General features: G+C 60.5%; 23 protein-coding genes. 20 read left to right on the top strand and 3 right to left on the bottom strand.

Annotated features, from left to right (window positions below; genetic code table 11):
* Positions 1-4 precede the first annotated feature (4 nt).
* From nuoF to AC2FNZ_RS12195, 16 genes are all read left to right on the top strand, one after another.
* Positions 5-1,303, top strand: coding sequence for an NADH-quinone oxidoreductase subunit NuoF (nuoF, locus tag AC2FNZ_RS12270; RefSeq protein WP_496840822.1), 1,299 nt, complete (start codon positions 5-7; stop codon positions 1,301-1,303).
* Positions 1,304-1,308: 5 nt separating this feature from the next.
* Positions 1,309-1,725 (top strand): MAPEG family protein, encoded by a 417-nt coding sequence (locus tag AC2FNZ_RS12265; RefSeq protein ID WP_093964910.1) that lies wholly within the window; start codon positions 1,309-1,311, stop codon positions 1,723-1,725.
* Positions 1,725-2,102, top strand: a complete 378-nt coding sequence (locus tag AC2FNZ_RS12260) for a hypothetical protein (RefSeq protein ID WP_496840821.1) — start codon at positions 1,725-1,727, stop codon at positions 2,100-2,102. The genes AC2FNZ_RS12265 and AC2FNZ_RS12260 overlap by 1 nt, the downstream gene beginning before the upstream one ends.
* Positions 2,099-2,605, top strand: coding sequence for a DUF5333 domain-containing protein (locus AC2FNZ_RS12255; protein ID WP_496840820.1), 507 nt, complete (start codon positions 2,099-2,101; stop codon positions 2,603-2,605). The genes AC2FNZ_RS12260 and AC2FNZ_RS12255 overlap by 4 nt, the downstream gene beginning before the upstream one ends.
* A 3-nt stretch (positions 2,606-2,608) precedes the next feature.
* Positions 2,609-4,594 carry an NADH-quinone oxidoreductase subunit NuoG gene (gene nuoG / locus AC2FNZ_RS12250; RefSeq protein WP_496840819.1) on the top strand — a complete coding sequence of 662 codons (1,986 nt, stop codon included), beginning with the start codon at positions 2,609-2,611 and terminating at the stop codon, positions 4,592-4,594.
* A 240-nt stretch (positions 4,595-4,834) separates the two neighbouring features.
* Entirely contained in the window at positions 4,835-5,872 is a 1,038-nt protein-coding gene (gene nuoH / locus AC2FNZ_RS12245) for an NADH-quinone oxidoreductase subunit NuoH (protein WP_170340401.1), read from the top strand.
* 2 nt (positions 5,873-5,874) lie between these two features.
* On the top strand, positions 5,875-6,369 hold the full coding sequence (gene nuoI, locus AC2FNZ_RS12240; protein WP_093964915.1) for an NADH-quinone oxidoreductase subunit NuoI: 495 nt from the start codon (positions 5,875-5,877) through the stop codon (positions 6,367-6,369).
* The gene (locus AC2FNZ_RS12235; RefSeq protein ID WP_093964916.1) at positions 6,366-6,788 is read left to right on the top strand and encodes a carboxymuconolactone decarboxylase family protein; all 423 of its coding nucleotides are present in this window, start codon (positions 6,366-6,368) and stop codon (positions 6,786-6,788) included. Before nuoI ends, AC2FNZ_RS12235 begins: the two co-directional genes overlap by 4 nt.
* Positions 6,785-7,387 (top strand): NADH-quinone oxidoreductase subunit J, encoded by a 603-nt coding sequence (locus tag AC2FNZ_RS12230; protein WP_093964917.1) that lies wholly within the window; start codon positions 6,785-6,787, stop codon positions 7,385-7,387. The genes AC2FNZ_RS12235 and AC2FNZ_RS12230 overlap by 4 nt, the downstream gene beginning before the upstream one ends.
* A 4-nt stretch (positions 7,388-7,391) precedes the next feature.
* Positions 7,392-7,697, top strand: coding sequence for an NADH-quinone oxidoreductase subunit NuoK (gene nuoK, locus AC2FNZ_RS12225; protein ID WP_005984024.1), 306 nt, complete (start codon positions 7,392-7,394; stop codon positions 7,695-7,697).
* 6 nt (positions 7,698-7,703) lie between these two features.
* Positions 7,704-9,830, top strand: a complete 2,127-nt coding sequence (nuoL, locus tag AC2FNZ_RS12220) for an NADH-quinone oxidoreductase subunit L (RefSeq protein ID WP_496840818.1) — start codon at positions 7,704-7,706, stop codon at positions 9,828-9,830.
* Positions 9,830-11,371, top strand: a complete 1,542-nt coding sequence (locus tag AC2FNZ_RS12215; RefSeq protein ID WP_496840817.1) for an NADH-quinone oxidoreductase subunit M — start codon at positions 9,830-9,832, stop codon at positions 11,369-11,371. The genes nuoL and AC2FNZ_RS12215 overlap by 1 nt, the downstream gene beginning before the upstream one ends.
* Before the next feature lie 15 nt (positions 11,372-11,386).
* Complete coding sequence (nuoN, locus tag AC2FNZ_RS12210) at positions 11,387-12,829, top strand: NADH-quinone oxidoreductase subunit NuoN (RefSeq protein WP_170368179.1); 1,443 nt, start codon at positions 11,387-11,389, stop codon at positions 12,827-12,829.
* A gap of 54 nt (positions 12,830-12,883) precedes the next feature.
* A complete protein-coding gene (locus AC2FNZ_RS12205) occupies positions 12,884-13,633 on the top strand; it encodes a biotin--[acetyl-CoA-carboxylase] ligase (RefSeq protein ID WP_496840816.1) in 750 nt (249 codons plus the stop codon).
* An 11-nt stretch (positions 13,634-13,644) separates the two neighbouring features.
* On the top strand, positions 13,645-14,424 hold the full coding sequence (locus AC2FNZ_RS12200; RefSeq protein ID WP_093964922.1) for a type III pantothenate kinase: 780 nt from the start codon (positions 13,645-13,647) through the stop codon (positions 14,422-14,424).
* A complete protein-coding gene (locus tag AC2FNZ_RS12195) occupies positions 14,421-16,088 on the top strand; it encodes a ribonuclease J (RefSeq protein ID WP_496840815.1) in 1,668 nt (555 codons plus the stop codon). The genes AC2FNZ_RS12200 and AC2FNZ_RS12195 overlap by 4 nt, the downstream gene beginning before the upstream one ends.
* Before the next feature lie 6 nt (positions 16,089-16,094).
* Here the strand turns inward: AC2FNZ_RS12195 and AC2FNZ_RS12190 are convergent, their stop codons facing one another.
* Together AC2FNZ_RS12190 and AC2FNZ_RS12185 are read right to left on the bottom strand one after the other, a co-directional pair.
* The gene (locus tag AC2FNZ_RS12190) at positions 16,095-16,796 is read right to left on the bottom strand and encodes an NUDIX hydrolase (protein WP_496833846.1); all 702 of its coding nucleotides are present in this window, start codon (positions 16,794-16,796) and stop codon (positions 16,095-16,097) included.
* Positions 16,797-16,820: 24 nt separating this feature from the next.
* Complete coding sequence (locus AC2FNZ_RS12185; RefSeq protein WP_093964925.1) at positions 16,821-17,219, bottom strand: DUF983 domain-containing protein; 399 nt, start codon at positions 17,217-17,219, stop codon at positions 16,821-16,823.
* Positions 17,220-17,437: 218 nt separating this feature from the next.
* On the opposite strand from AC2FNZ_RS12185, the gene AC2FNZ_RS12180 reads away from it, so the two are divergent.
* Genes AC2FNZ_RS12180 through AC2FNZ_RS12165 form a run of 4 tightly spaced genes read left to right on the top strand, consistent with a single transcriptional unit; the run spans position 17,438 to position 19,339 of the window.
* Positions 17,438-17,905 carry an EF-hand domain-containing protein gene (locus tag AC2FNZ_RS12180; RefSeq protein ID WP_496833845.1) on the top strand — a complete coding sequence of 156 codons (468 nt, stop codon included), beginning with the start codon at positions 17,438-17,440 and terminating at the stop codon, positions 17,903-17,905.
* 15 nt (positions 17,906-17,920) lie between these two features.
* Entirely contained in the window at positions 17,921-18,526 is a 606-nt protein-coding gene (locus AC2FNZ_RS12175; RefSeq protein WP_496840814.1) for an RNA polymerase sigma factor, read from the top strand.
* Positions 18,513-18,872 (top strand): hypothetical protein, encoded by a 360-nt coding sequence (locus tag AC2FNZ_RS12170; RefSeq protein ID WP_496840813.1) that lies wholly within the window; start codon positions 18,513-18,515, stop codon positions 18,870-18,872. Before AC2FNZ_RS12175 ends, AC2FNZ_RS12170 begins: the two co-directional genes overlap by 14 nt.
* Positions 18,869-19,339 carry a periplasmic heavy metal sensor gene (locus AC2FNZ_RS12165; RefSeq protein WP_496840812.1) on the top strand — a complete coding sequence of 157 codons (471 nt, stop codon included), beginning with the start codon at positions 18,869-18,871 and terminating at the stop codon, positions 19,337-19,339. Before AC2FNZ_RS12170 ends, AC2FNZ_RS12165 begins: the two co-directional genes overlap by 4 nt.
* A 5-nt stretch (positions 19,340-19,344) precedes the next feature.
* Here AC2FNZ_RS12165 and AC2FNZ_RS12160 read toward each other — a convergent pair whose 3' ends face one another.
* Positions 19,345-20,745 carry a diguanylate cyclase gene (locus AC2FNZ_RS12160; RefSeq protein ID WP_496840811.1) on the bottom strand — a complete coding sequence of 467 codons (1,401 nt, stop codon included), beginning with the start codon at positions 20,743-20,745 and terminating at the stop codon, positions 19,345-19,347.
* Between the last annotated feature and the right edge of the window lie 36 nt (positions 20,746-20,781).

Below are 20,781 nucleotides of genomic sequence, written 5' to 3'. Positions count from 1 at the left end.
CGCGATGCTGAAGGATCAGGACCGGATCTTTACCAACATCTACGGGATGCACGAGCGCACCTTGAAGGGCGCCCAGGCCCGGGGGCATTGGGACGGCACTGCTGGCCTGATGGAAAAGGGTCGCGACTGGATCATCCAGACGATGAAAGACTCAGGGTTGCGCGGGCGTGGCGGTGCGGGCTTCCCGACCGGCCTGAAATGGTCGTTCATGCCGAAGGAAAGCGATGGCCGCCCGTCCTATCTGGTGGTCAACGCCGACGAATCCGAACCGGGCACCTGCAAGGACCGCGAGATCATGCGCCACGATCCGCACACGCTGATCGAAGGCTGCCTGATTGCGTCTTTCGCGATGAATGCGCACACCTGCTACATCTACCTGCGCGGCGAGTACATTCGTGAGCGCGAGGCACTGCAGGCTGCAATCGACGAGGCCTATGATGCGGGCCTGCTGGGCAAGAACGCCGCCGGATCGGGATGGGATTTCGACCTGTTCCTGCACCACGGGGCAGGCGCCTATATCTGTGGCGAGGAAACCGCGCTGATCGAAAGCCTGGAAGGCAAGAAGGGCATGCCGCGCATGAAGCCGCCTTTCCCGGCTGGGGCGGGTCTGTATGGCTGCCCGACCACGGTGAACAACGTGGAATCCATCGCGGTTGTCCCCACGATCCTGCGGCGTGGCGCGGACTGGTTCGCCGGTTTCGGCCGCCAGAACAACGCGGGCACCAAGCTTTTTGCGATCTCGGGTCACGTCAACAACCCCTGCGTGGTCGAAGAGGCGATGTCGATCAGCTTTGAAGAATTGATCGAGACTCATTGCGGCGGCATCCGCGGCGGGTGGGACAACCTGTTGGCCGTGATCCCCGGTGGCTCGTCCGTGCCCTGCGTGCGGGGCGAGAACATGCGCGACGCGATCATGGATTTCGACTATCTGCGCAACGATTTGGGCTCGGGGCTTGGAACGGCAGCGGTGATCGTGATGGACAAGTCCACCGACATTATCAAGGCCATCTGGCGCTTGTCGAAGTTCTACAAGCACGAAAGCTGCGGTCAGTGCACGCCCTGCCGCGAGGGTACGGGCTGGATGATGCGGGTGATGGACCGCCTGGTGCGCGGCGAGGCCGAACTGGAAGAGATCGATATGCTGTTCGAGGTGACCAAGCAGGTCGAAGGCCATACGATCTGTGCGCTGGGTGACGCGGCGGCTTGGCCGATCCAGGGCCTGATCCGCAATTTCCGCGAAGAAATCGAAGACCGCATCAAGGCTCAGAAATCGGGCCGTATGGGTGCGATGGCGGCGGAGTGACAACGATGGAAGCCTATGCAGAGTATTCCCACGCGATTGCGTCTTTGGTGATTTTCACACTGGTCGTTTTGTTCCTGTCGCCGTTTTCGGCACTGGCGAAACAGGGCAAGGGGCTGGCTCCCGGCGCGACCCCCGACCAGGACTACGCCGACAAGGCCTATCGCCTGAACCGTGCCTACCTGAACGGCACCGAGACATTGCCCGCGTTTCTGACCGTTACTGTGGCAGCCATTCTGTTGGGCGCCAGCCCGTTCTGGGTGAACTGGCTGGCCGCGATTGCCTTGGTCGCGCGGCTGGTGATGCTTGTCGTACACATTCAGGGCGTTGGCAAACCGCATAGCGGTATTCGTTCAGTCCTGTATGTGGTGGCCTGGGCCTGTATGTTTGTGCTTGGGATACTTGCATTGGTGGCTGCGTTCTGATGGCCGTCACACTTGTTGATATCACCGCGAACCTGCGTCGCCCGGCTGTCGGTGTGCTTGTTCTGCTGACGCTGCTTTCGGCCTGCGGGACGGCTCCAACAAACGACCGGATCCTGTTTGACGGCAAGTCGTTTCGGGCCAAGGCAAAGCCGGTCGACAAGAAACGGTCGCCTGCGGATTTCACCGTGACGATCAAAGGTGTGTCAGCCTCGCTGGATGGCGCGCGCGAAGCTGGTCGGTACGAGGGCACCCGGTTCTGCATTCAGAATTTCGGTTCCTCCCGCATTGCGTGGAAGGTTGGTCCTGACACCGAACCGCAGAACCTGCGCATCGAAAACGACAGCCTGACATTTGCCGGAGCCTGTCAACGACCATGAGCTGCGCTATTGCATATCCTGCGCTGATCGGGCGGCCGTTATTGCATAACAGCCGTGCCGCGGGACGTCTTGGGGAACCCAAGACGAAAGGATATGTCATGAAATTTGTGAAACTTGCCGCATTTGCCTGTGCGACGGCGTTGCCCGTCTCGGCGGACGCCAAGCCGCCCTTGCGCGAAGTCAAGGAAATCGACAACGAGCTCTACTACATCGCCATCGCAAATGAGATCTCGGAATACTGCCCGTCGATCAGTGGGCGGCGAATGAAGGCAATCGGTGTGATGTGGAGCCTGCGGTCCAAGGCCAACAGCCTGGGTTATTCGGACGGCGAGATCCGGGCCTATGTCGAGTCGGACTCAGAAAAAGCGCGGATGCGGGCCAAGGGCGAGAAGTACCTCGCGCAGAACGGCGTGAGCTACGGAAAAGCTGAATCATTCTGTGCCCTGGGGCGCAAGGAAATCGAACGAAACAGCGCCATTGGCGTGTATTTGAGGGCGAACTAGACCATGTCTGACCTCCGCAAGATCGTAATCGACGACAAGGAAATCGAAGTCGATGGCGCGATGACCCTGATTCAGGCCTGCGAGCAGGCCGGGGTCGAGGTGCCGCGGTTCTGCTATCATGAACGCCTGTCGATTGCCGGCAACTGCCGCATGTGCCTGGTCGAGGTCGTGGGCGGGCCGCCGAAGCCGGCCGCTTCGTGCGCGATGCAGGTGCGTGATCTGCGCCCTGGACCGGAAGGCCAGCCGCCGGTGGTCAAGACCAACTCGCCCATGGTCAAGAAGGCCCGGGAAGGGGTCATGGAATTTCTGCTGATCAACCACCCTTTGGATTGCCCGATCTGCGACCAGGGCGGTGAATGCGATCTGCAGGACCAGGCAATGGCCTACGGTATGTCGGCCAGCCGGTTCAAAGAAGCCAAGCGGGCCGTGGATGATCTGGATCTGGGTCCGCTGGTTGGTACGGCCATGACCCGCTGCATCAGCTGCACCCGCTGTGTGCGTTTCACCACCGAGATCGCGGGTATCGACCAGATGGGCCAGACGGGCCGGGGCGAGGATGCGGAAATTACCTCGTACCTGAACCAGACGCTGGATTCGAACCTGCAAGGCAACATCATTGACCTTTGTCCGGTGGGGGCGCTGACTTCCAAGCCTTATGCCTTTACCGCACGCCCGTGGGAACTGACCAAGACCGAAACCATCGACGTTATGGATGCCTTGGGGTCGAACATTCGTGTTGATACCAAGGGTCGCGAAGTGATGCGCATTCTGCCGCGCAACCATGATGGCGTGAATGAAGAGTGGATCTCGGACAAGACGCGTTTTGTCTGGGACGGTTTGCGCCGTCAACGTCTGGACACGCCTTATATCCGCGAAAACGGTCGCCTGCGCGCCGCCAGCTGGCCCGAGGCTTTGGCCACCGCCGCAGCGGCGATGAAGGGCAAGAAGGTTGCAGGCCTGATCGGCGATCTGGTTCCTGTCGAAGCCGCCTTTGCGTTGAAGCAGATGATTGAGGGGTTGGGTGGCACGGTCGAATGCCGAACCGACAATGCCCGCCTGCCTATCGGTAACCGTTCGGGCTATGTCGGCAATGTGACGATCGAGGAGATCGACACGGCGAAAGAGATCATTCTGATCGGCACCAACCCGCGGGACGAGGCCCCGGTGCTGAATGCGCGCATCCGCAAGGCGTGGCTGGCGGGCGCCGATGTCAAATTGATCGGCCCGGCCGTTGATCTGACTTATGACTACGAACATCTTGGCACCGACCGCGATGCGCTGGCCAAGGCCAAGGCAAGCAACGAAGCCGTTGTGATCGTCGGACAGGGCGCCGTGTCCGAGGCCGACGGTCTGGCCGTTTTGGCCGCTGCGCGCGCGCTGTCGGGTCGGCTGCTTGTTCTGCACACAGCGGCGGCCCGCGTCGGTGCGATGGATGTGGGGGCAGTTACGGAAGGTGGCCTTGAGGCTGCAATCGACGGCGCCGAGGTGATCTTCAATCTGGGTGCGGACGAAGTCGATATCGATGCGGGGCCGTTCGTCATCTATCAGGGCAGCCACGGTGACCGCGGTGCACATCGCGCCGACGTCATCCTGCCAAGTGCGGCCTATACCGAGGAAAACGGTCTCTTCGTCAACACTGAGGGTCGCCCTCAATTGGCGATGCGGGCCGGATTTGCGCCGGGCGAAGCCAAGGAAAACTGGGCGATCCTGCGGGCGCTTTCGGCGGAGTTGGGCGAGAAACTTCCTTATGACACTTTGGCCCAGCTGCGGCAAAAGCTGATCGAAGCAGTGCCGCATCTGGCCGGGATCGACCAAGTGCCCGAGAACGAAGAACAGGCAATCGAGGCCGGACCTTTGGGGCAAGCCGATTTCCGGACCGTGATCAAGGATTTCTATCTGACCAACCCGATCGCACGTGCCTCGCAGTTGATGGCCGAGCTTTCGGCGCTGGCCAAGGCGCGCGGTGACCAAAAGATTGCTGCGGAATGAGGCTTGCGACGACCATAAACAGCACAGAGGGCGGAAGCCCGAGCTCGTTTTTCCGAGAGGAGATACGAGGGGCGTGGTCGTGTGTTTTGCCGAATGAAATGAAGGAAAAAGGTGGCGTGCAGGCAGCGGATGCTGTTTACACCAATTCGCCAAACCAATCGCAGGCGACGCGAGTCTCCGACCGGCCGGTCGGGCCTCGCGATGGCAGCGGAAAACGGAATACCCACGGTGTGAGGACCAATGGCTGAATTCTTTGACACCCCAGGCGGAATAGCCCTGATCATATTGGCGCAGGTGCTGGCCGTCGTGGCCTTCGTGATGATCTCGCTGCTGTTTCTGGTCTATGGCGACCGCAAGATCTGGGCCGCGGTCCAGATGCGTCGCGGCCCCAACGTGGTTGGCGTTTATGGCCTACTGCAATCGGTGGCGGACGCGCTGAAATACGTCGTCAAAGAGGTGGTGATCCCTGCCGGCGCCGACCGGACTGTGTTCATCCTCGCGCCGCTGACGTCGTTCGTACTGGCCATGATCGCCTGGGCGGTCATTCCGTTCAATGACGGCTGGGTCCTGTCCGACATCAACGTGGCCATCCTTTACGTGTTCGCAGTGTCCTCGCTCGAGGTTTACGGCGTTATCATGGGCGGATGGGCGTCAAACTCGAAATACCCGTTCCTGGGTTCGCTGCGCTCGGCCGCGCAGATGATTTCTTATGAGGTTTCGATCGGCCTGATCATCATCGGGGTGATCATTTCGACGGGCTCGATGAATTTTGGCGACATCGTGCGGGCGCAGGATGGCTCGTTCGGGTTCTTCAGCTGGTACTGGCTGCCGCATTTCCCAATGGTCTTCCTGTTCTTCATCTCGGCTTTGGCTGAAACCAACCGCCCGCCATTCGACCTGCCCGAAGCGGAATCGGAACTGGTCGCAGGCTATCAGGTCGAATACTCGGCAACGCCCTTCCTGCTGTTCATGGCGGGCGAATACATCGCCATCTTCCTGATGTGCGCCCTGACCACGCTGCTGTTCTTCGGCGGCTGGCTGTCGCCGATCCCGGGCCTGCCTGATGGTGTGCTGTGGATGGTCGCCAAGATGGCGTTCTTCTTCTTCCTGTTCGCGATGGTCAAGGCAATCACGCCCCGCTACCGCTACGACCAACTGATGCGGCTGGGCTGGAAAGTGTTCCTGCCGTTCAGCCTGGTGTGGGTGGTATTCGTGGCCTTTGCGGCGAAATTCGACTGGTTCTGGGGTGCATTCGCCCGCTGGAGCGTAGGAGGCTGACAATGGCAAATATCGATTATACCCGCGCGGCCAAATACTTCCTTCTGCAGGATTTCTGGGTCGGCATGAAGCTAGGGCTGAAGTACTTCTTCGCGCCCAAGGCCACCGTGAACTACCCGCACGAAAAGGGTCCGCTGTCGCCCCGGTTCCGCGGTGAACACGCCCTGCGCCGTTATCCCAACGGCGAGGAGCGCTGCATCGCCTGCAAACTGTGCGAAGCTGTGTGTCCCGCACAGGCCATCACAATCGATGCTGAGCCGCGCGAAGACGGCAGCCGCCGTACCACGCGCTATGACATTGACATGACCAAGTGCATCTACTGCGGCTTCTGCCAAGAGGCCTGCCCGGTCGATGCCATCGTCGAAGGGCCGAATTTCGAATTCGCCACCGAAACCCGCGAAGAGCTGTTCTATGACAAGCAGAAGCTGCTGGACAACGGTGAACGCTGGGAAGCCGAGATCGCCCGCAACCTAGAACTGGACGCGCCCTACCGATGAGCGATCCGGCAAAAAACCCATTCGAGCAGATGCTCAGACAGGCACATGACATGGCCAAGGCGTTCAATCCGGCGCTGGAGAGCTATTCGCCCGTCGACGCGATGCGCGGCTTCGAGGCGCTGTGGCCGACCATGCCCAAAGAGGTCATGGAAATGATGTTCGGCAACACCGTCAATCCGGGCGGACTGGATGCCAAGACCCGCCTGTTGCTGACGCTGGCCGGGCTGACCTGTCAGGGCGCACAGGCCGATACGGCCATTCGCCAGACGGTGCGCCACGCCATCGAGGCAGGGGCCAAGAAACAAGAGATCGTGGAAACGATCGGTCAGATGTCGGTCTTTGCCGGCATTCCGGCCATGACCCGGGCGCTGGAATTGGCGCAGGAGGCCATGGGCGAAAACGAGGAAGATGACCAATGAGCGTATTTGCCTTTTACCTCTTTGCCATCAGCGCCATCACCGGCGGGCTGTTCACCGTGATCAGCCGGCAGCCGGTGCATTCGGTGCTGTGGCTGATCCTGGCCTTCCTGTCGTCGGCGGGGCTGTTCGTGCTGCTGGGGGCGGAATTCGTCGCCATGCTGCTGATCATCGTCTATGTCGGCGCGGTGGCGGTGCTGTTCCTGTTCGTGGTGATGATGCTGGACGTGGACTTTGCCGAGCTCAAGGCCGAGATGGCGCGCTACATGCCTTTGGCCCTGCTGATCGGGCTGGTCATCCTGATGCAGTTCGTCATGGCCTTCGGCGCCTGGGAAAGCGCACAAGGCGCGGCCGCCAATCTGGCCCAGCCGATCCCGGCCGACCGCCACAACACCGAGGCACTGGGTGTCATCCTTTACGATCAATACTTCCTTCTGTTCCAACTGGCGGGCCTGATCCTGCTGGTGGCCATGATCGGCGCCATCGTGCTGACACTGCGCCACCGCAAGGACATCAAGCGTCAGGACATCGTCGGTCAGATGATGCGTGACCCGGCCAAGGCGATGGAGTTGAAGGACGTGAAACCGGGGCAGGGACTTTGAGACGATGATCGGACTTGAGCACTATCTTACCGTCGCGGCGACGCTGTTCGTCATCGGCATCTTCGGTCTCTTCCTGAACCGCAAGAACGTCATCATCCTGCTGATGAGCATCGAACTGATGCTGTTGGCGGTGAACATCAACCTCGTGGCGTTTTCCAGCTTTCTCGGCGATCTGGTCGGGCAGGTTTTCACGCTGTTCGTGCTGACTGTGGCCGCGGCCGAGGCTGCGATCGGGCTGGCCATTCTGGTCTGCTTCTTCCGCAACCGCGGTACCATCGCGGTTGAAGACGTCAACATGATGAAGGGGTAAGGGATCATGGAAACCACAATCCTCTTTGCCCCGCTCGTGGGCGCGCTGATCTGCGGCTTTGGCTGGAAGTTCATCGGCGAAAAGGCTGCGCTGTGGACGGCAACGGGCCTGCTGTTCCTGGCCTGTTTGCTGTCGTGGATCGTCTTCTTCAGCTTTGACGGGCAGACCCAGCAGATCGAGATCATGCGCTGGATCGAAAGCGGCTCGCTCTCGACCTCGTGGGCCGTTCGTCTGGACCGGCTGACCGCCATCATGTTGATTGTCGTCACCACGGTTTCGGCGCTCGTGCACCTTTATTCGTTCGGCTACATGGATCACGACCCGCAGTGGCGCGAGGGCGAAAGCTACAAGCCGCGCTTCTTTGCCTATCTGTCCTTCTTCACCTTCGCCATGCTGATGCTGGTGACGGCCGACAACCTCGTACAGATGTTCTTCGGCTGGGAAGGCGTGGGCGTCGCATCGTATCTGCTGATCGGTTTTTACTATCGCAAACCTTCGGCCAATGCGGCGGCGATGAAAGCGTTCATCGTCAACCGTGTGGGCGACTTCGGCTTTGCGCTTGGGATATTTGCGCTGTTCTTCCTGACCGACAGCATCAACTTCTCGGATATCTTTGCCGCTGCACCCCAGCTGGCGGAAACGCAACTGACCTTCCTGTGGGGCGAATGGACCGCGATCGAGGTCATCTGCGTACTGCTGTTCATTGGTGCGATGGGCAAATCGGCGCAGCTGATCCTGCACACCTGGTTGCCGGACGCGATGGAGGGCCCGACGCCCGTGTCGGCGCTGATCCACGCGGCCACCATGGTCACGGCCGGTGTGTTCCTGGTTTGCCGCATGTCGCCGCTGATGGAATTCGCACCGGGTGCAACCGGGTTCGTCACCGTGCTGGGGGCTGCCACCGCGTTCTTTGCCGCGACTGTGGGCTTGGTGCAGACGGACATCAAGCGCGTGATCGCCTATTCGACCTGTTCGCAGCTGGGCTACATGTTCGTGGCCGCGGGCGTGGGCATGTATTCGGCGGCGATGTTCCACCTGTTCACGCATGCCTTCTTCAAGGCGCTCTTGTTCCTTGGCGCGGGCTCGGTGATCCACGCCATGCACCACGAACAGGACATGATGAACTATGGCAACCTGCGCAAGAAGATCCCCTATACCTTCTGGGCGATGATGATCGGTACTCTGGCCATCACCGGTGTCGGCATCCCGCTGACCACGATCGGCTTTGCTGGCTTCTTGTCCAAGGACGCCATCATCGAAAGCGCCTATGCCGGCGGATCGGCCTTCGGGTTCTGGGCGCTGGTGATCGCCGCCGCGATGACCTCGTTCTACAGCTGGCGCCTGATCTTCCTGACCTTCTATGGCGAGGAGCGGGGCGACAAGCACACGCATGAGCACGCGCATGAAAGCCCGATGGTCATGCTGGTGCCGCTGGGTGTTCTGTCGCTGGGCGCCGTGTTCGCGGGTATGATCTGGTACAACAACTTCTTCGGTCACGCCGATCAGGTGGGCAAGTTCTACGGCATTCCGGTTGCCGAGGCGCATGCCGAGGCCGGTGACCATGCCAAGGCCGATGACCATGGCGACGACACGCATGCCACCGAATCCCATAGCGACGAAGCTGCGCACGACGATAAGGCCAAGGGCGGAGATCACCACTATGCCTTTGTCGGCAAACCGGGCGAGGGCGCGCTGTACATCGCGCCGGACAACCATGTTCTGGACGACGCGCATGCGGCGCCGAAATGGGTCAAGGTCTCGCCGTTCATCGCAATGGTTCTGGGCTTTGGACTGGCTTACCTGTTCTACATCGTGAACCCGGCGCTGCCGGGCCGCCTGGCCGAGAACCAGCGTCCGCTGTACCTGTTCCTCAAGAACAAGTGGTACTTTGACGAAATCTACGACGCGATCCTTGTCAAACCGACCGTGGCCCTGGGCCGGTTCCTGTGGAAGGGCGGTGACGGCAAGACGATCGACGGTTTCCTGAACGGAGTAGCAATGGGCGTCGTTCCCTTCTTCACCCGCCTCGCAGGCAAGGCGCAGACGGGCTACATCTTCACTTACGCCTTCTGGATGGTTCTGGGGATCGCCGCCCTGGTCACCTGGATGTCGATCGGCGGAGGCGCAAACTGATGGACAATATCCTATCCATTGTAACGTTCATTCCGGCCATTGCCGCCGGTCTGATGGCGCTGTTCCTGCACGGGAACGATGTGGCCGCACAGCGCAATGCCAAGTGGATCGCGCTGGTTGCGACCACAGTGACCTTCCTTGTTTCGATCGGGATCTATACCGAGTTCGACCCCTCGAACACCGGCTTTCAGATGGTGGAAGAGGGTCAGTGGCTGCTGGGCCTGAAGTACAAGATGGGCGTGGATGGCATCAGCGTTCTGTTCGTGCTGCTGACCACCTTCATCATGCCGCTGACCATCCTGGCCAGCTGGAACGTGACCGACCGGGTCAAGGAATACATGATCGCCTTCCTGCTGCTGGAAACGCTGATGCTGGGCGTATTCATGGCGCTGGACCTGGTGCTGTTCTACCTGTTCTTCGAGGCCGGGCTGATCCCGATGTTCCTGATCATCGGGATCTGGGGCGGCAAGGACCGGATTTATGCCAGCTTCAAGTTCTTCCTCTACACCTTCCTCGGCTCGGTTCTGATGCTGGTGGCGATGGTGGCTATGTATGCGGATGCAGGCACCACGGACATTGCCGCGCTCATGACGCACCAGTTCTCGTCCGAGGGCTTCAGCGTGCTGGGTGTCCACATTGTCGGCGGTATGCAGACGCTGATGTTCCTCGCGTTCTTCGCGTCCTTCGCGGTGAAGATGCCGATGTGGCCCGTGCACACCTGGCTGCCTGACGCGCACGTTCAGGCACCGACGGCGGGCTCGGTCGTGCTGGCGGCAATCCTGCTGAAGATGGGTGGTTATGGCTTCCTGCGTTTCAGCTTGCCTATGTTCCCTGTCGGCTCGGCCGTAATGACCGATCTGGTGCTGTGGCTGTCGGCCATCGCCGTGGTCTACACCTCGTTGGTGGCGCTGGTGCAGGAGGACATGAAAAAGCTGATCGCCTATTCCTCGGTCGCGCATATGGGTTTTGTGACCATGGGCATCTTTGCGGCGAACCAGCAGGGCATCGACGGGGCGATCTTCCAGATGCTCAGCCATGGGTTCATCTCGGCCGCGCTGTTCCTTTGCGTCGGCGTGATCTACGACCGGATGCACACTCGCGACATCGAGGCCTATGGCGGGCTGGTGATCCGCATGCCGGCCTATGCGCTGGTTTTCATGCTGTTCACGATGGCCAACGTGGGCCTGCCGGGCACCAGCGGGTTCATCGGCGAATTCCTGACGCTGATGGGCACCTTCCAGGTCAACACCTGGGTGACCGCAGTGGCGGCCAGCGGTGTGATCTTCTCGGCAGCTTATGCGCTGTGGCTGTATCGACGTGTGGTCTTTGGCGACCTGATCAAGGAAAGCCTCAAGTCGATCACCGACATGAGCACACGCGAACGCCTGATCTTTGCGCCGCTGATCGTCATGACCATCCTGCTGGGCGTCTATCCGTCGCTGGTCACCGACGTGATCGGCAATTCGACCGCTGCGCTGATTTCGAACTATGACACGGCTCTGGCCGCGGCCCAGGCCGCGACCCAGGTCGCTTCGCACTAAGGGAGCTTTGGAGACATGATCCAGGCTGATCTCACTGTAATTCTGCCGGAAATCATTCTGGCGATCTATGCGATGGCGGCGCTGATCGGAGCTGTCTACACCAGCAAGGACGCGCTGGCTCCGGTTCTGGTCTGGACGACGGCCGGACTGATGGCGGCGCTGTCGTTCTGGATCGCGTCGAACGGCTCGGGGACCAACGTGGCCTTCAACGGCATGTTCATCGACGACGGGTTCGCCCGATTTGCAAAGGTCGCAATTCTGCTATCTGCCGCCGCGGTTCTGGTCATGAGCCAGGAATACATGGCGCGCCGGAACCTGTTGCGTTTCGAGTATCCGTTGCTGGTGGCTTTGGCTGCGGTCGGCATGATGATGATGGTCAGCGCCGGCGATCTGATGTCGCTCTATATGGGGCTCGAGCTGCAGTCGCTGTCTCTGTATGTCGTGGCGGCCCTGCGCCGTGACAGCGCCAAATCGACCGAAGCAGGGCTGAAGTATTTCGTTCTGGGTGCGCTCAGTTCGGGATTGCTGTTGTTCGGTGCATCTCTGGTCTATGGCTTCACCGGTACGACGCTGTTCTCGGGCATCATCAACACGGTGCATCACGGGGATGTCTCGGTTGGCCTTCTCTTTGGGCTAGTTCTGCTGATCTCGGGTCTGGCATTCAAGATTTCGGCGGTTCCGTTCCACATGTGGACACCGGACGTTTACGAGGGCTCGCCCACTCCGGTGACGGCTTTCTTTGCAACCGCACCCAAAGTTGCCGCAATGGCCTTGTTCGCGCGCGTTCTGCATGATGCATTCGGCGGTGCCATCGCGGACTGGCAACAGGTGATCGTGCTGCTTTCGGTCCTGTCGATGTTGCTGGGGGCTGTGGCCGCCATCGGGCAGCGCGACATCAAACGGCTGATGGCCTACTCGTCAATCGCACATATGGGGTACGCGCTGATCGGCCTGGCCGCAGGCACCGAATTGGGTGTCAAGGCGATGCTGATGTACCTGGCGATCTATGTGACCATGAATATCGGCACCTTCGCCTTCATCCTGATGATGGAGCGCGACGGCAAGCCGGTGACGGACATCGACGCCCTGCGCCAGTATTCCAAGCGGGATCCGGGCAAGGCGCTGGCCGTGCTGATCCTGATGTTCAGCCTTGCCGGCGTGCCGCCAATGCTGGGGTTCTTCGCCAAGTTCGGCGTTTGGCAGGCCGGTGTGCAAGCTGACCTGATTGGGTTGGTCATCGTATCGGCAATCGCCTCGGTGATCGGTGCCTTCTACTATCTGCGGATCGTCTTCTACATGTATTTTGGCGACGAAAATGAAGATCCGATCGAAACCCGCTCGACCCCGGTATTGTGGGTTGCTCTGATGGGGTCGGCCGCATTGATGTTGATCGGTGTGGTCTACCAGTTCGGGATCGAGGGCGCAGCGGCAGCCGCGGCGACGACACTTGTCAACTGATCCGTTCAATAAAGCTTGGAAAGGGGCTCGGCCATCAGGCCGGGCCTTTTTGGCATGAACACCTGGCCCCAAGGATACGGTCTGCATATCCTGCAGGAAGTTGACAGCACCCTGAACGAGGCTGCTCGGATCGCACCCACTGCTGCGGGTCCGGTCTGGATCATGGCGCATCATCAAACCGCTGCGCGTGGCAGGCGCGGCCGGGCGTGGTCCAACCCCCAGGGCAACCTGGCAGCGACCTTGTTGCTTCGGCCCGAGGGCAATCCAGAGCAGGCGGCCCTGCGCAGCTTTGTGGCGGCACTGGCGCTTTTTGATGCCTGTGTCTCGGTCACCGGTCGCGCGCAGGGGTTCGCACTGAAATGGCCGAATGACGTTCTGTTGAACGGCGGGAAACTGGCTGGCATCCTGCTGGAAAGCACGGGGCAGGGGCGGGGCGTATCCCATCTTGCGATCGGTGTCGGGGTGAACCTCGCGGACGCGCCCGCTCCGGAGACAGTCGAGCAGGGGGCTCTGCGGCCAGTTTCGTTGCTGTCGGAAACCGGGGCTCAGGTGTCCGCCGAGGATTTTCTGACCGAACTCGCCGATGCCTACGCGAAGCTCGAAAACCAGTTTGTCACCTACGGGTTTGAACCGATCCGCAAAGCGTGGCTGGCTCGGGCGGCGAAGCTGGGCGAGGTGATCACCGCGCGCACAGGTGCTTCGGAAACCGTCGGGACCTTTGAAACGGTGGACGCGGGCGGTAACCTTGTCCTAAACACCGCCAAGGGCCGCGTCAGCATTCCGGCGGCAGACGTGTATTTCTGAAAGGGGCGCATATGCTTCTGGCCATTGACTGCGGCAACACGAACACCGTTTTCTCGATCTGGGATGGCGAGAAATTCCTGTGTACGCTGCGCACCTCGACCCACCATGCCCGCACGGCCGACGCTTACTTCACCTGGTACTCGACCTTGGTGAAACACTACGGGATCGAAGCTGACATCACCGACGTCATCATCGCCTCGACCGTGCCGCGGGTGGTGTTCAACCTGCGCGTCTTTGCCGACCGGTTCTTTGGATGCCGGCCGCTGGTGGTGGGCAAGCCCGATTGCGAGTTGCCGGTGGCGCCGCGCGTTGATGAGGGGACGATTCCCGGTCCTGACCGGCTGGCGAATGCGGCCGGTGCATTTGATCGACACGGCGGGAATGTCGTGGTGGTGGATTTCGGAACCGCCACGAATTTCGATGTGGTCGCTGCCGATGGCGCCTATGTCGGGGGGGTAATCGCCCCCGGCGTGAACCTCAGTCTCGAGGCCTTGCACCAGGGCGCTGCAGCTCTGCCGCATATCGACGTGACGCGACCCGAGAAAGTCATTGGCACAAACACTGTTGGATGTATCCAATCAGGTGTGTATTGGGGGTATTCCGGCCTCATCGAAGGCTTGATCGACAGGATCAAGGCGGAATACGGAATGCCCATGAAGGTCATAGGGACTGGCGGTCTTGCACCGCTGTTTGATCAGGCCGATGTGGGCTTTGATGCAATTGAAGACGATCTGACGATGCACGGGCTTACCGTGATCCATCGCTACAACAAGGATACTGGCTCGGCATGAGCAGCGAAAGACTGATCTACTTGCCGCTCGGCGGCGCGGGCGAAATCGGTATGAACGCCTATGTCTACGGCTATGGCAAACCCGGTCAGGAACGACTAATCCTGGTCGATCTGGGCGTGACCTTTCCCGACATGGATACAACGCCGGGCGTCGATCTGATCTACGCCGACATTTCGTGGTTGAAGGAACGTGCGGATCGGCTTGAGGCGATCTTCGTCACCCATGCGCACGAGGATCACGTTGGCGCCGTGGCCCATTGCCATGAGGCCCTTGGCGCGCCGGTCTACGCGCGTGCCTTCACCGCAAATATCGCGCGCCGCAAAATGGAAGATGCCGGACATCCCCCCGAAGCTGTGCGCATCGTGTCCGCCTGGCCCGAGCAGATCAAGGCTGGTCCGTTTACGGTCGGGTTCCTGCCCGTTTCGCATTCGATCCCCGAGAGCGCGGCGCTGGTGATCGATACACCGGCCGGCCGTGTCGTGCATACCGGTGATTTCAAACTGGACACCAATCCGGTTGTGGGCGAACCGTTTGATCCCGATCTTTGGGCCGAAGTGGCCAAGCCCGGGGTCAAGGCGTTGGTTTGTGACAGCACCAACGTGTTTTCCTCGCATCCCGGCCGTTCGGAGTCGGAGGTCGGGCCGGCCATCACTCAATTGGTCGAAGACGCGACCGGTATGGTGGTTGCAACGACCTTTGCGTCGAATGTCGCGCGGGTCAAAACGCTGGCCGAGGCCGGGCAGCGGGCGGGTCGGTCGGTGGTTCTGTTGGGCCGGGCCATGCGCCGCATGATCGAGGCTGCGACCGAAACCGGTATCCTGTCTGATTTTCCCCGCGTGATCAGCGCTGAGGAAGCCTTGGATCTGCCCCGCCAGAACCTGATGCTGATCGTCACCGGCAGCCAGGGTGAGCGCCGCGCGGCCAGCGCGCAGCTGGCGCGTGGCAAGTACCGGGGGATCGAGCTGAAGGATGGCGACCTGTTCCTGTTCTCCTCGAAGACCATTCCGGGGAATGAACGCGGTGTGATCCGCATCATGAACCAACTGAGCGAAAAAGGCGTCGACGTGGTCGATGACAGCGCTGGCTTGTATCACGTTTCCGGCCACGCCAACCGCCCCGATCTCGAGCAGATGCATGCCTTGGTCGATCCTCAGATCGTCGTTCCAATGCACGGTGAACACAGGCATCTGCGGGAACACGCCAAGCTGGCCGAGGTCGGGGGGCGTGCCGGAGTTCTGGCGGTCAATGGAACGATGCTGGATCTGTCCGGGAACGCGCCCGAGGTCGTGGATTATGTCGAGACCGGCCGGACCTATCTGGACGGTTCCGTCAAGATTGGCGCGCTGGACGGTGTGGTGCGGGACCGTATCCGCATGGCCCTGAACGGGCACGTGACCGTAACTGTCATCCTGGACGAAGACGACGAGCCACTGGGCGAACCTTGGTGCGATACCATGGGCCTGCCGGAAACAGGGGTGTCCCGGGCCGGATTGATCGAGGTGCTGGAAGAGGACCTGAACCAGTTCCTGATGCGGGCTGAGGTCAAAACGCTGCGTGACGATGACAAGCTGGAAGAAGCCATGCGTCGCATCGTTCGCCAAAGTTCGCAGATCGAAATCGGCAAAAAGCCCGAAGTCACAGTTGTGGTAAGCCGAATGAAATAGGGTGGCTCAGTCTGCTTCGGGCATCGGGTGGCCCTTGAGGCGCTGGAACAGGCTGGCTTCTTCGTTGTTCAGAAAGAACGGCACAGAGTCGGGGGGCGTTGTATCTGATACGCGCGCCTCGACTTCCGACAGAACAACCTCGGTGATGAACGGCAAGTCGAACTCCCGCGCCTGTTCCAACGGAATCCACTGTAGATGTGACAGCTCATCTGAAGCCTGGCTGAAGTCGTCCAGATCTCCGTCGATGGCATCTGCGTCCAAAAGAAAAAACCGGGCGTCGAACCGTCGTGGGCGTCCGGGCGGGGTAACCGCGCGGAACACGAACTGCAGCGCTTCAGCCGACGGAATGTAGCCTCTTTCCGCGAAGCCGGTCCAGGCATGTGGAACCGGACCCGGCCAGGTATCCCGGGCACCGAGGATAAGGCCGGTCTCCTCCCACAACTCGCGAATTGCCGCCGCCGCCAGTGGCACATGCAGCCCGGCAGGGGCCTGATCGCTCAGCCGTTGCCGGCAAATCTCCGGTACCGGAGTGGCCAGCGGAACTAGCGCGTCCTCGGCATCCACGGCACCTCCCGGAAACACGAACTTGTTCGGCATGAAGGCCGCCGCGGCACCACGTTGGCCCATCAGGATCGATGGGGTTCGAAAACGGTCGCGCAAAACGATGATCGTCGCGGCGTCGCGAATTGCGGATTTGTCCACGGTCATGAGAGGCTCAGCTGCATTAACGGATCACTTGCTGTCGTCGAACCCGTGCATCTTCCGGGCCCATTGAAAGCCGACGACCGCTCCTTTGAGTCTGGGCAGAAGGAACAGCGACAGCGCAACGCACGCGATCGAAAAGCCGATTGCCATGGCCCACGGAGACGGGCGCAGGCCGACGTAAGTGACATGCAGCGCCGGAGCCAGAAGGTGTCCGACCAGCAGAATGGTCAAATAGGCCGGCCCGTCATCTGCCCTGTGGTGAAACAATTCCTGACCGCAGTTTGCGCAGGTATCATTCACCTTCAGGTAGCTATGCAACAGCTTGCCTTTGCCGCAGTTGGGGCATTTGCACCGGAACCCTTTCACGATGGCGGGCCACGTGGGGCGTTCCTCCTGAGGGAGGGTGTCGATGGTTTGATCTGTCATCTTGATACTCGCGCTCGGATTTCGGGGATATTGCGCTTGTTCCATCCCGCAGAAAAGGGGGGTGCGTCGCTTTGCACCGACCCTCTCAAAAATATTGACCCGAAATGCAGGTTTCAATGCCGGAAAAAAATTTGCGGACAGCGACGGAAACTTTGCCGGTCCGCGTTTGAATGAATGTAAGCAGCGGCACAGGGCCGCGACAACAAAGGAAACGAGCAATGAAGAGCGCAAAACTTATCTCGGCCATCATTCTGTCTGCAGTTGCCGTCACCGGGACGGCTGCGCTGGCCAAAGGACCTCGCGACCGTGAACCGGTCAGCTTTCAGGAGCTGGATGCCAACGGTGACGGCCAGGTGACCAAGGCCGAGATGGAGGCCCATCGCCTGCAGAAGTTCACCTCGGCCGATACCGACGGTGACGGAAAGATCAGCGTCGAAGAAATGCAGGCCGAGGCCCAGAAGAAGGCAAACGACCGCGTTTCCGACATGTTCGAGCGTCATGATGCCGACAAAGACGGTTTTCTGACTACGGACGAGTTGCCGAAACCGCGCCGGGCTGACAAGATGTTTGACCGCCTCGATGCGGATGGAAACGGATCTCTGTCCGAGCAGGAGTTCGCCAATGCACGGGATGGAATGGGTCGGCACCACAAGAAGGGTGGCCGCCCGGACCCAGACAACAACTGACGCAGGATAAGGGACGTGCCGTCCTCTGCGCATACTGTCCGCGGCGACACGGTCGCCGCGGATGCCTGCAGCGACGACGTGTTGCTGAAACGGTTTGCCGAAGGCGACGCTCAGGCAGCACGCCTGCTGACCGATCGGTTGGGGCCGCGGTGCTATTCGGTTGCTCTGCGTATGTTGAACAACAGAGCAGAGGCCGAAGACGTAACCCAGGAAGCGATGCTTCGGCTGTGGAAAGTGGCGGCGGACTGGGTTCCGGGGCAGGCCAAGATCTCGACCTGGTTGTACCGCGTGGTCTTGAACCTGTGTGTCGATCTGCGGCGGAAGAAAACGGCAGGCACATTGGACGATGTGCCAGAGCCTGAGGACGACCAGCCCAGTGTCGTGGATCGTATGCAGCAGAACGCCCGCGTGGACGCGTTGCAAGCGGCCTTGGCACAATTGCCCGAACGGCAGCGCGAAGCTGTCATACTCAGGCATATCGAGGAGTTGTCCAATCCGGAAATCGCGGGAATCATGAGGATTTCCGTAGAAGCGGTGGAAAGTCTTGTTGCCCGCGGAAAGCGGTCGTTGACGGCCATACTGTCAGGCCGTCAGGAAGAGTTGGGGTATGACCATGTCTGACCAAGATACAGAACTGGATCTTTTGTTTGCCGAGGCACGGCAGGCACATGTTGATCTGCCCGACGATTTGGCCGTTCGTATCCTGACGGATGCCGAGGCCATCCGGCTTGCGGCAACGAAAACAGCGAAACCCAAGTCACAAGGGTTTCTGGGCAATCTTATTGCCGGTCTCGGGGGCTGGCAGGCGCTCAGTGGGCTTGCGGCGGCCAGCGTGGTTGGCGCATGGGTCGGCTTTGCCGCGCCGTCCTTTCTGCCGGACCCGGCAAATTACATAATGACCCAGGATGCATCCTACCTGGTCGCCAATCTCGGTCTCGAGGCCGCGTTTCTGGAGGAAGCGGAATGAATGAAGACGTCAAACCCCCACGGCGCTGGGTGCCTGTGCTTCTGGTTGTTTCCCTTGGCCTGAACCTGCTTGTCGCCGGGGTGATCATCGGGACTGCGCTGCGCTTTCATGGTGCGCGGGAAAATGTTCCTCCCGGATTTGGACCTGCCCTGTACCGCGCTCTTCCCGATCCGGAGCGCAAGGCGCTGAGAGGCGATCTGGCCGACAAGCATCGGCGCGGGGCCGAGAAAAGGTCTCGTGATTTCAAGGCGCTTGGCAAGGCACTGCGGGCCGTTCCGTTCGACCGCGATGAAGTCCAGAACCTGCTGGAAGAACAAGCTAGGGCGAATGACGAAATCCAGGCGGCTCTGCAAGAGCAATGGCTGGCTCGGGTTTCGGCCATGTCCGACGAAGAACGAAAAGCTTATGCCGACCGCTTGGAAGACGTGTTGAAGCGGCGCCCGGATCCCAAGAAACGCAAAGACTGACCCGCTTAGGCCGCGTTCTGTTTCATCCACACCTGGTTCCGGCCGGCCTGTTTTGCCGCATAAAGCGCCTTGTCCGCGCATTTGATCAGGCTTTCGGCTGACAGTGAGCTGTCCGGAAGTAGGGAGAAGGGTGGCTCGCACACCTTCAGCCCGATGCTGACCGTCACCGGAAGCCGGGCAGGAATGTCCGGCAGGACGATCGGTAAGCTGCTGACGCCGCTGCAAATATCGGCCGCCTTCCTGAGCGCCTTTTCGCGGGTCGCGTTTGGCAGTCCGAACAGGAACTCCTCTCCTCCGATGCGGGCGAGGAAACCGTCAGGCCCGAAAGCACGTTTCATCCGTTTTCCGGCCTCGACCAAAACCCTGTCGCCGGCACTGTGGCCGTAACGGTCATTGATGGATTTGAAATGGTCCAGGTCGGCCAGCATGATCGCAAAACCCCGCTGCTTGTGCACCGAACTGTTCAACAATTGGTCCATAGCGGTCTGTGCGAAACGACGGTTGTTCAGGCCGGTCAGCGTGTCGATCCACGATTCCTCAAGCCCACGGCGCAACGAGTCGCGCATTTGCTCGTCATGCGCCTTGCGTGCAATCAACGCCTCGACCCGAAGAGATACTTCGTCAGGGCAGAACCCTCCGAGGCAAATTGCATCGGCGCCACGATCCAAGGCCTCGGCGGCAAGAGTGGCGTTGTCATCGGGAATGATTCCGATCAGAGCGGTTCGCCGGGTGCCGGTGCGGGACTTGAGGTCGGCCAACATGTTCAGCCCGGATGGATCGCTGTTCAGTTCGACAACAATCGCGTCAGGTATGGTGCCGGACAAGACGCCGCTGAGGTTGGGCAGGGTATGGCTGCACACCGAATGCTGCGTTCGCCCGTTCAGGGCTTTGTGCCACAGCGTGCGAGTACGTGCGGTGTGGGCCAAGACGGCGATCTGGCCATGCCGCTTGGGCGTGATCATTGCAGCGGGGGCTTCGGCAAATCCCACGGATTGAGGGTTGCCACTGTTCTTCAGATCCTGAGTTTCCGCACGGGCGCGCAGCAGGCTTCGCACACGCGCCAGCAACAGCGTATCTTTGAACGGATAGGCCAGAACGTCATCCAGCCCCTCGGACAGGTTCCGCAGCCGGGCGGTCCGGTCGTTCTGAGGCGCAATCGCGACCACAGGGACATCCTGCAGGGCCGGATCGGACAGCATCAGTCTTTTGACGTCGGCCGCGTCTCCGTCTGGCAGTGTCTGGGCCGTCAGCACCAGATCCGGCCGGGTCCGCCGCAGCAACGCCCCAAGACCAGCCAGCTTCTCGCCCTGCACAACATGATACCACGCCGCCGTCAGCTGCACCTTCAGCATGATGCGATTGGTCGAGACCCCGTCGAGGACAAGGATGGTTCCCTGCACGGACATTGTTTTCACCGTAGATTGCATGCCTTGCCAAAGTGT

Source organism: Ruegeria sp. SAZA006 (assembly GCF_059613465.1).
The sequence above is the reverse complement of the archived record's forward strand: the minus strand, read 5'-3'. Positions and strand labels throughout refer to the sequence as shown.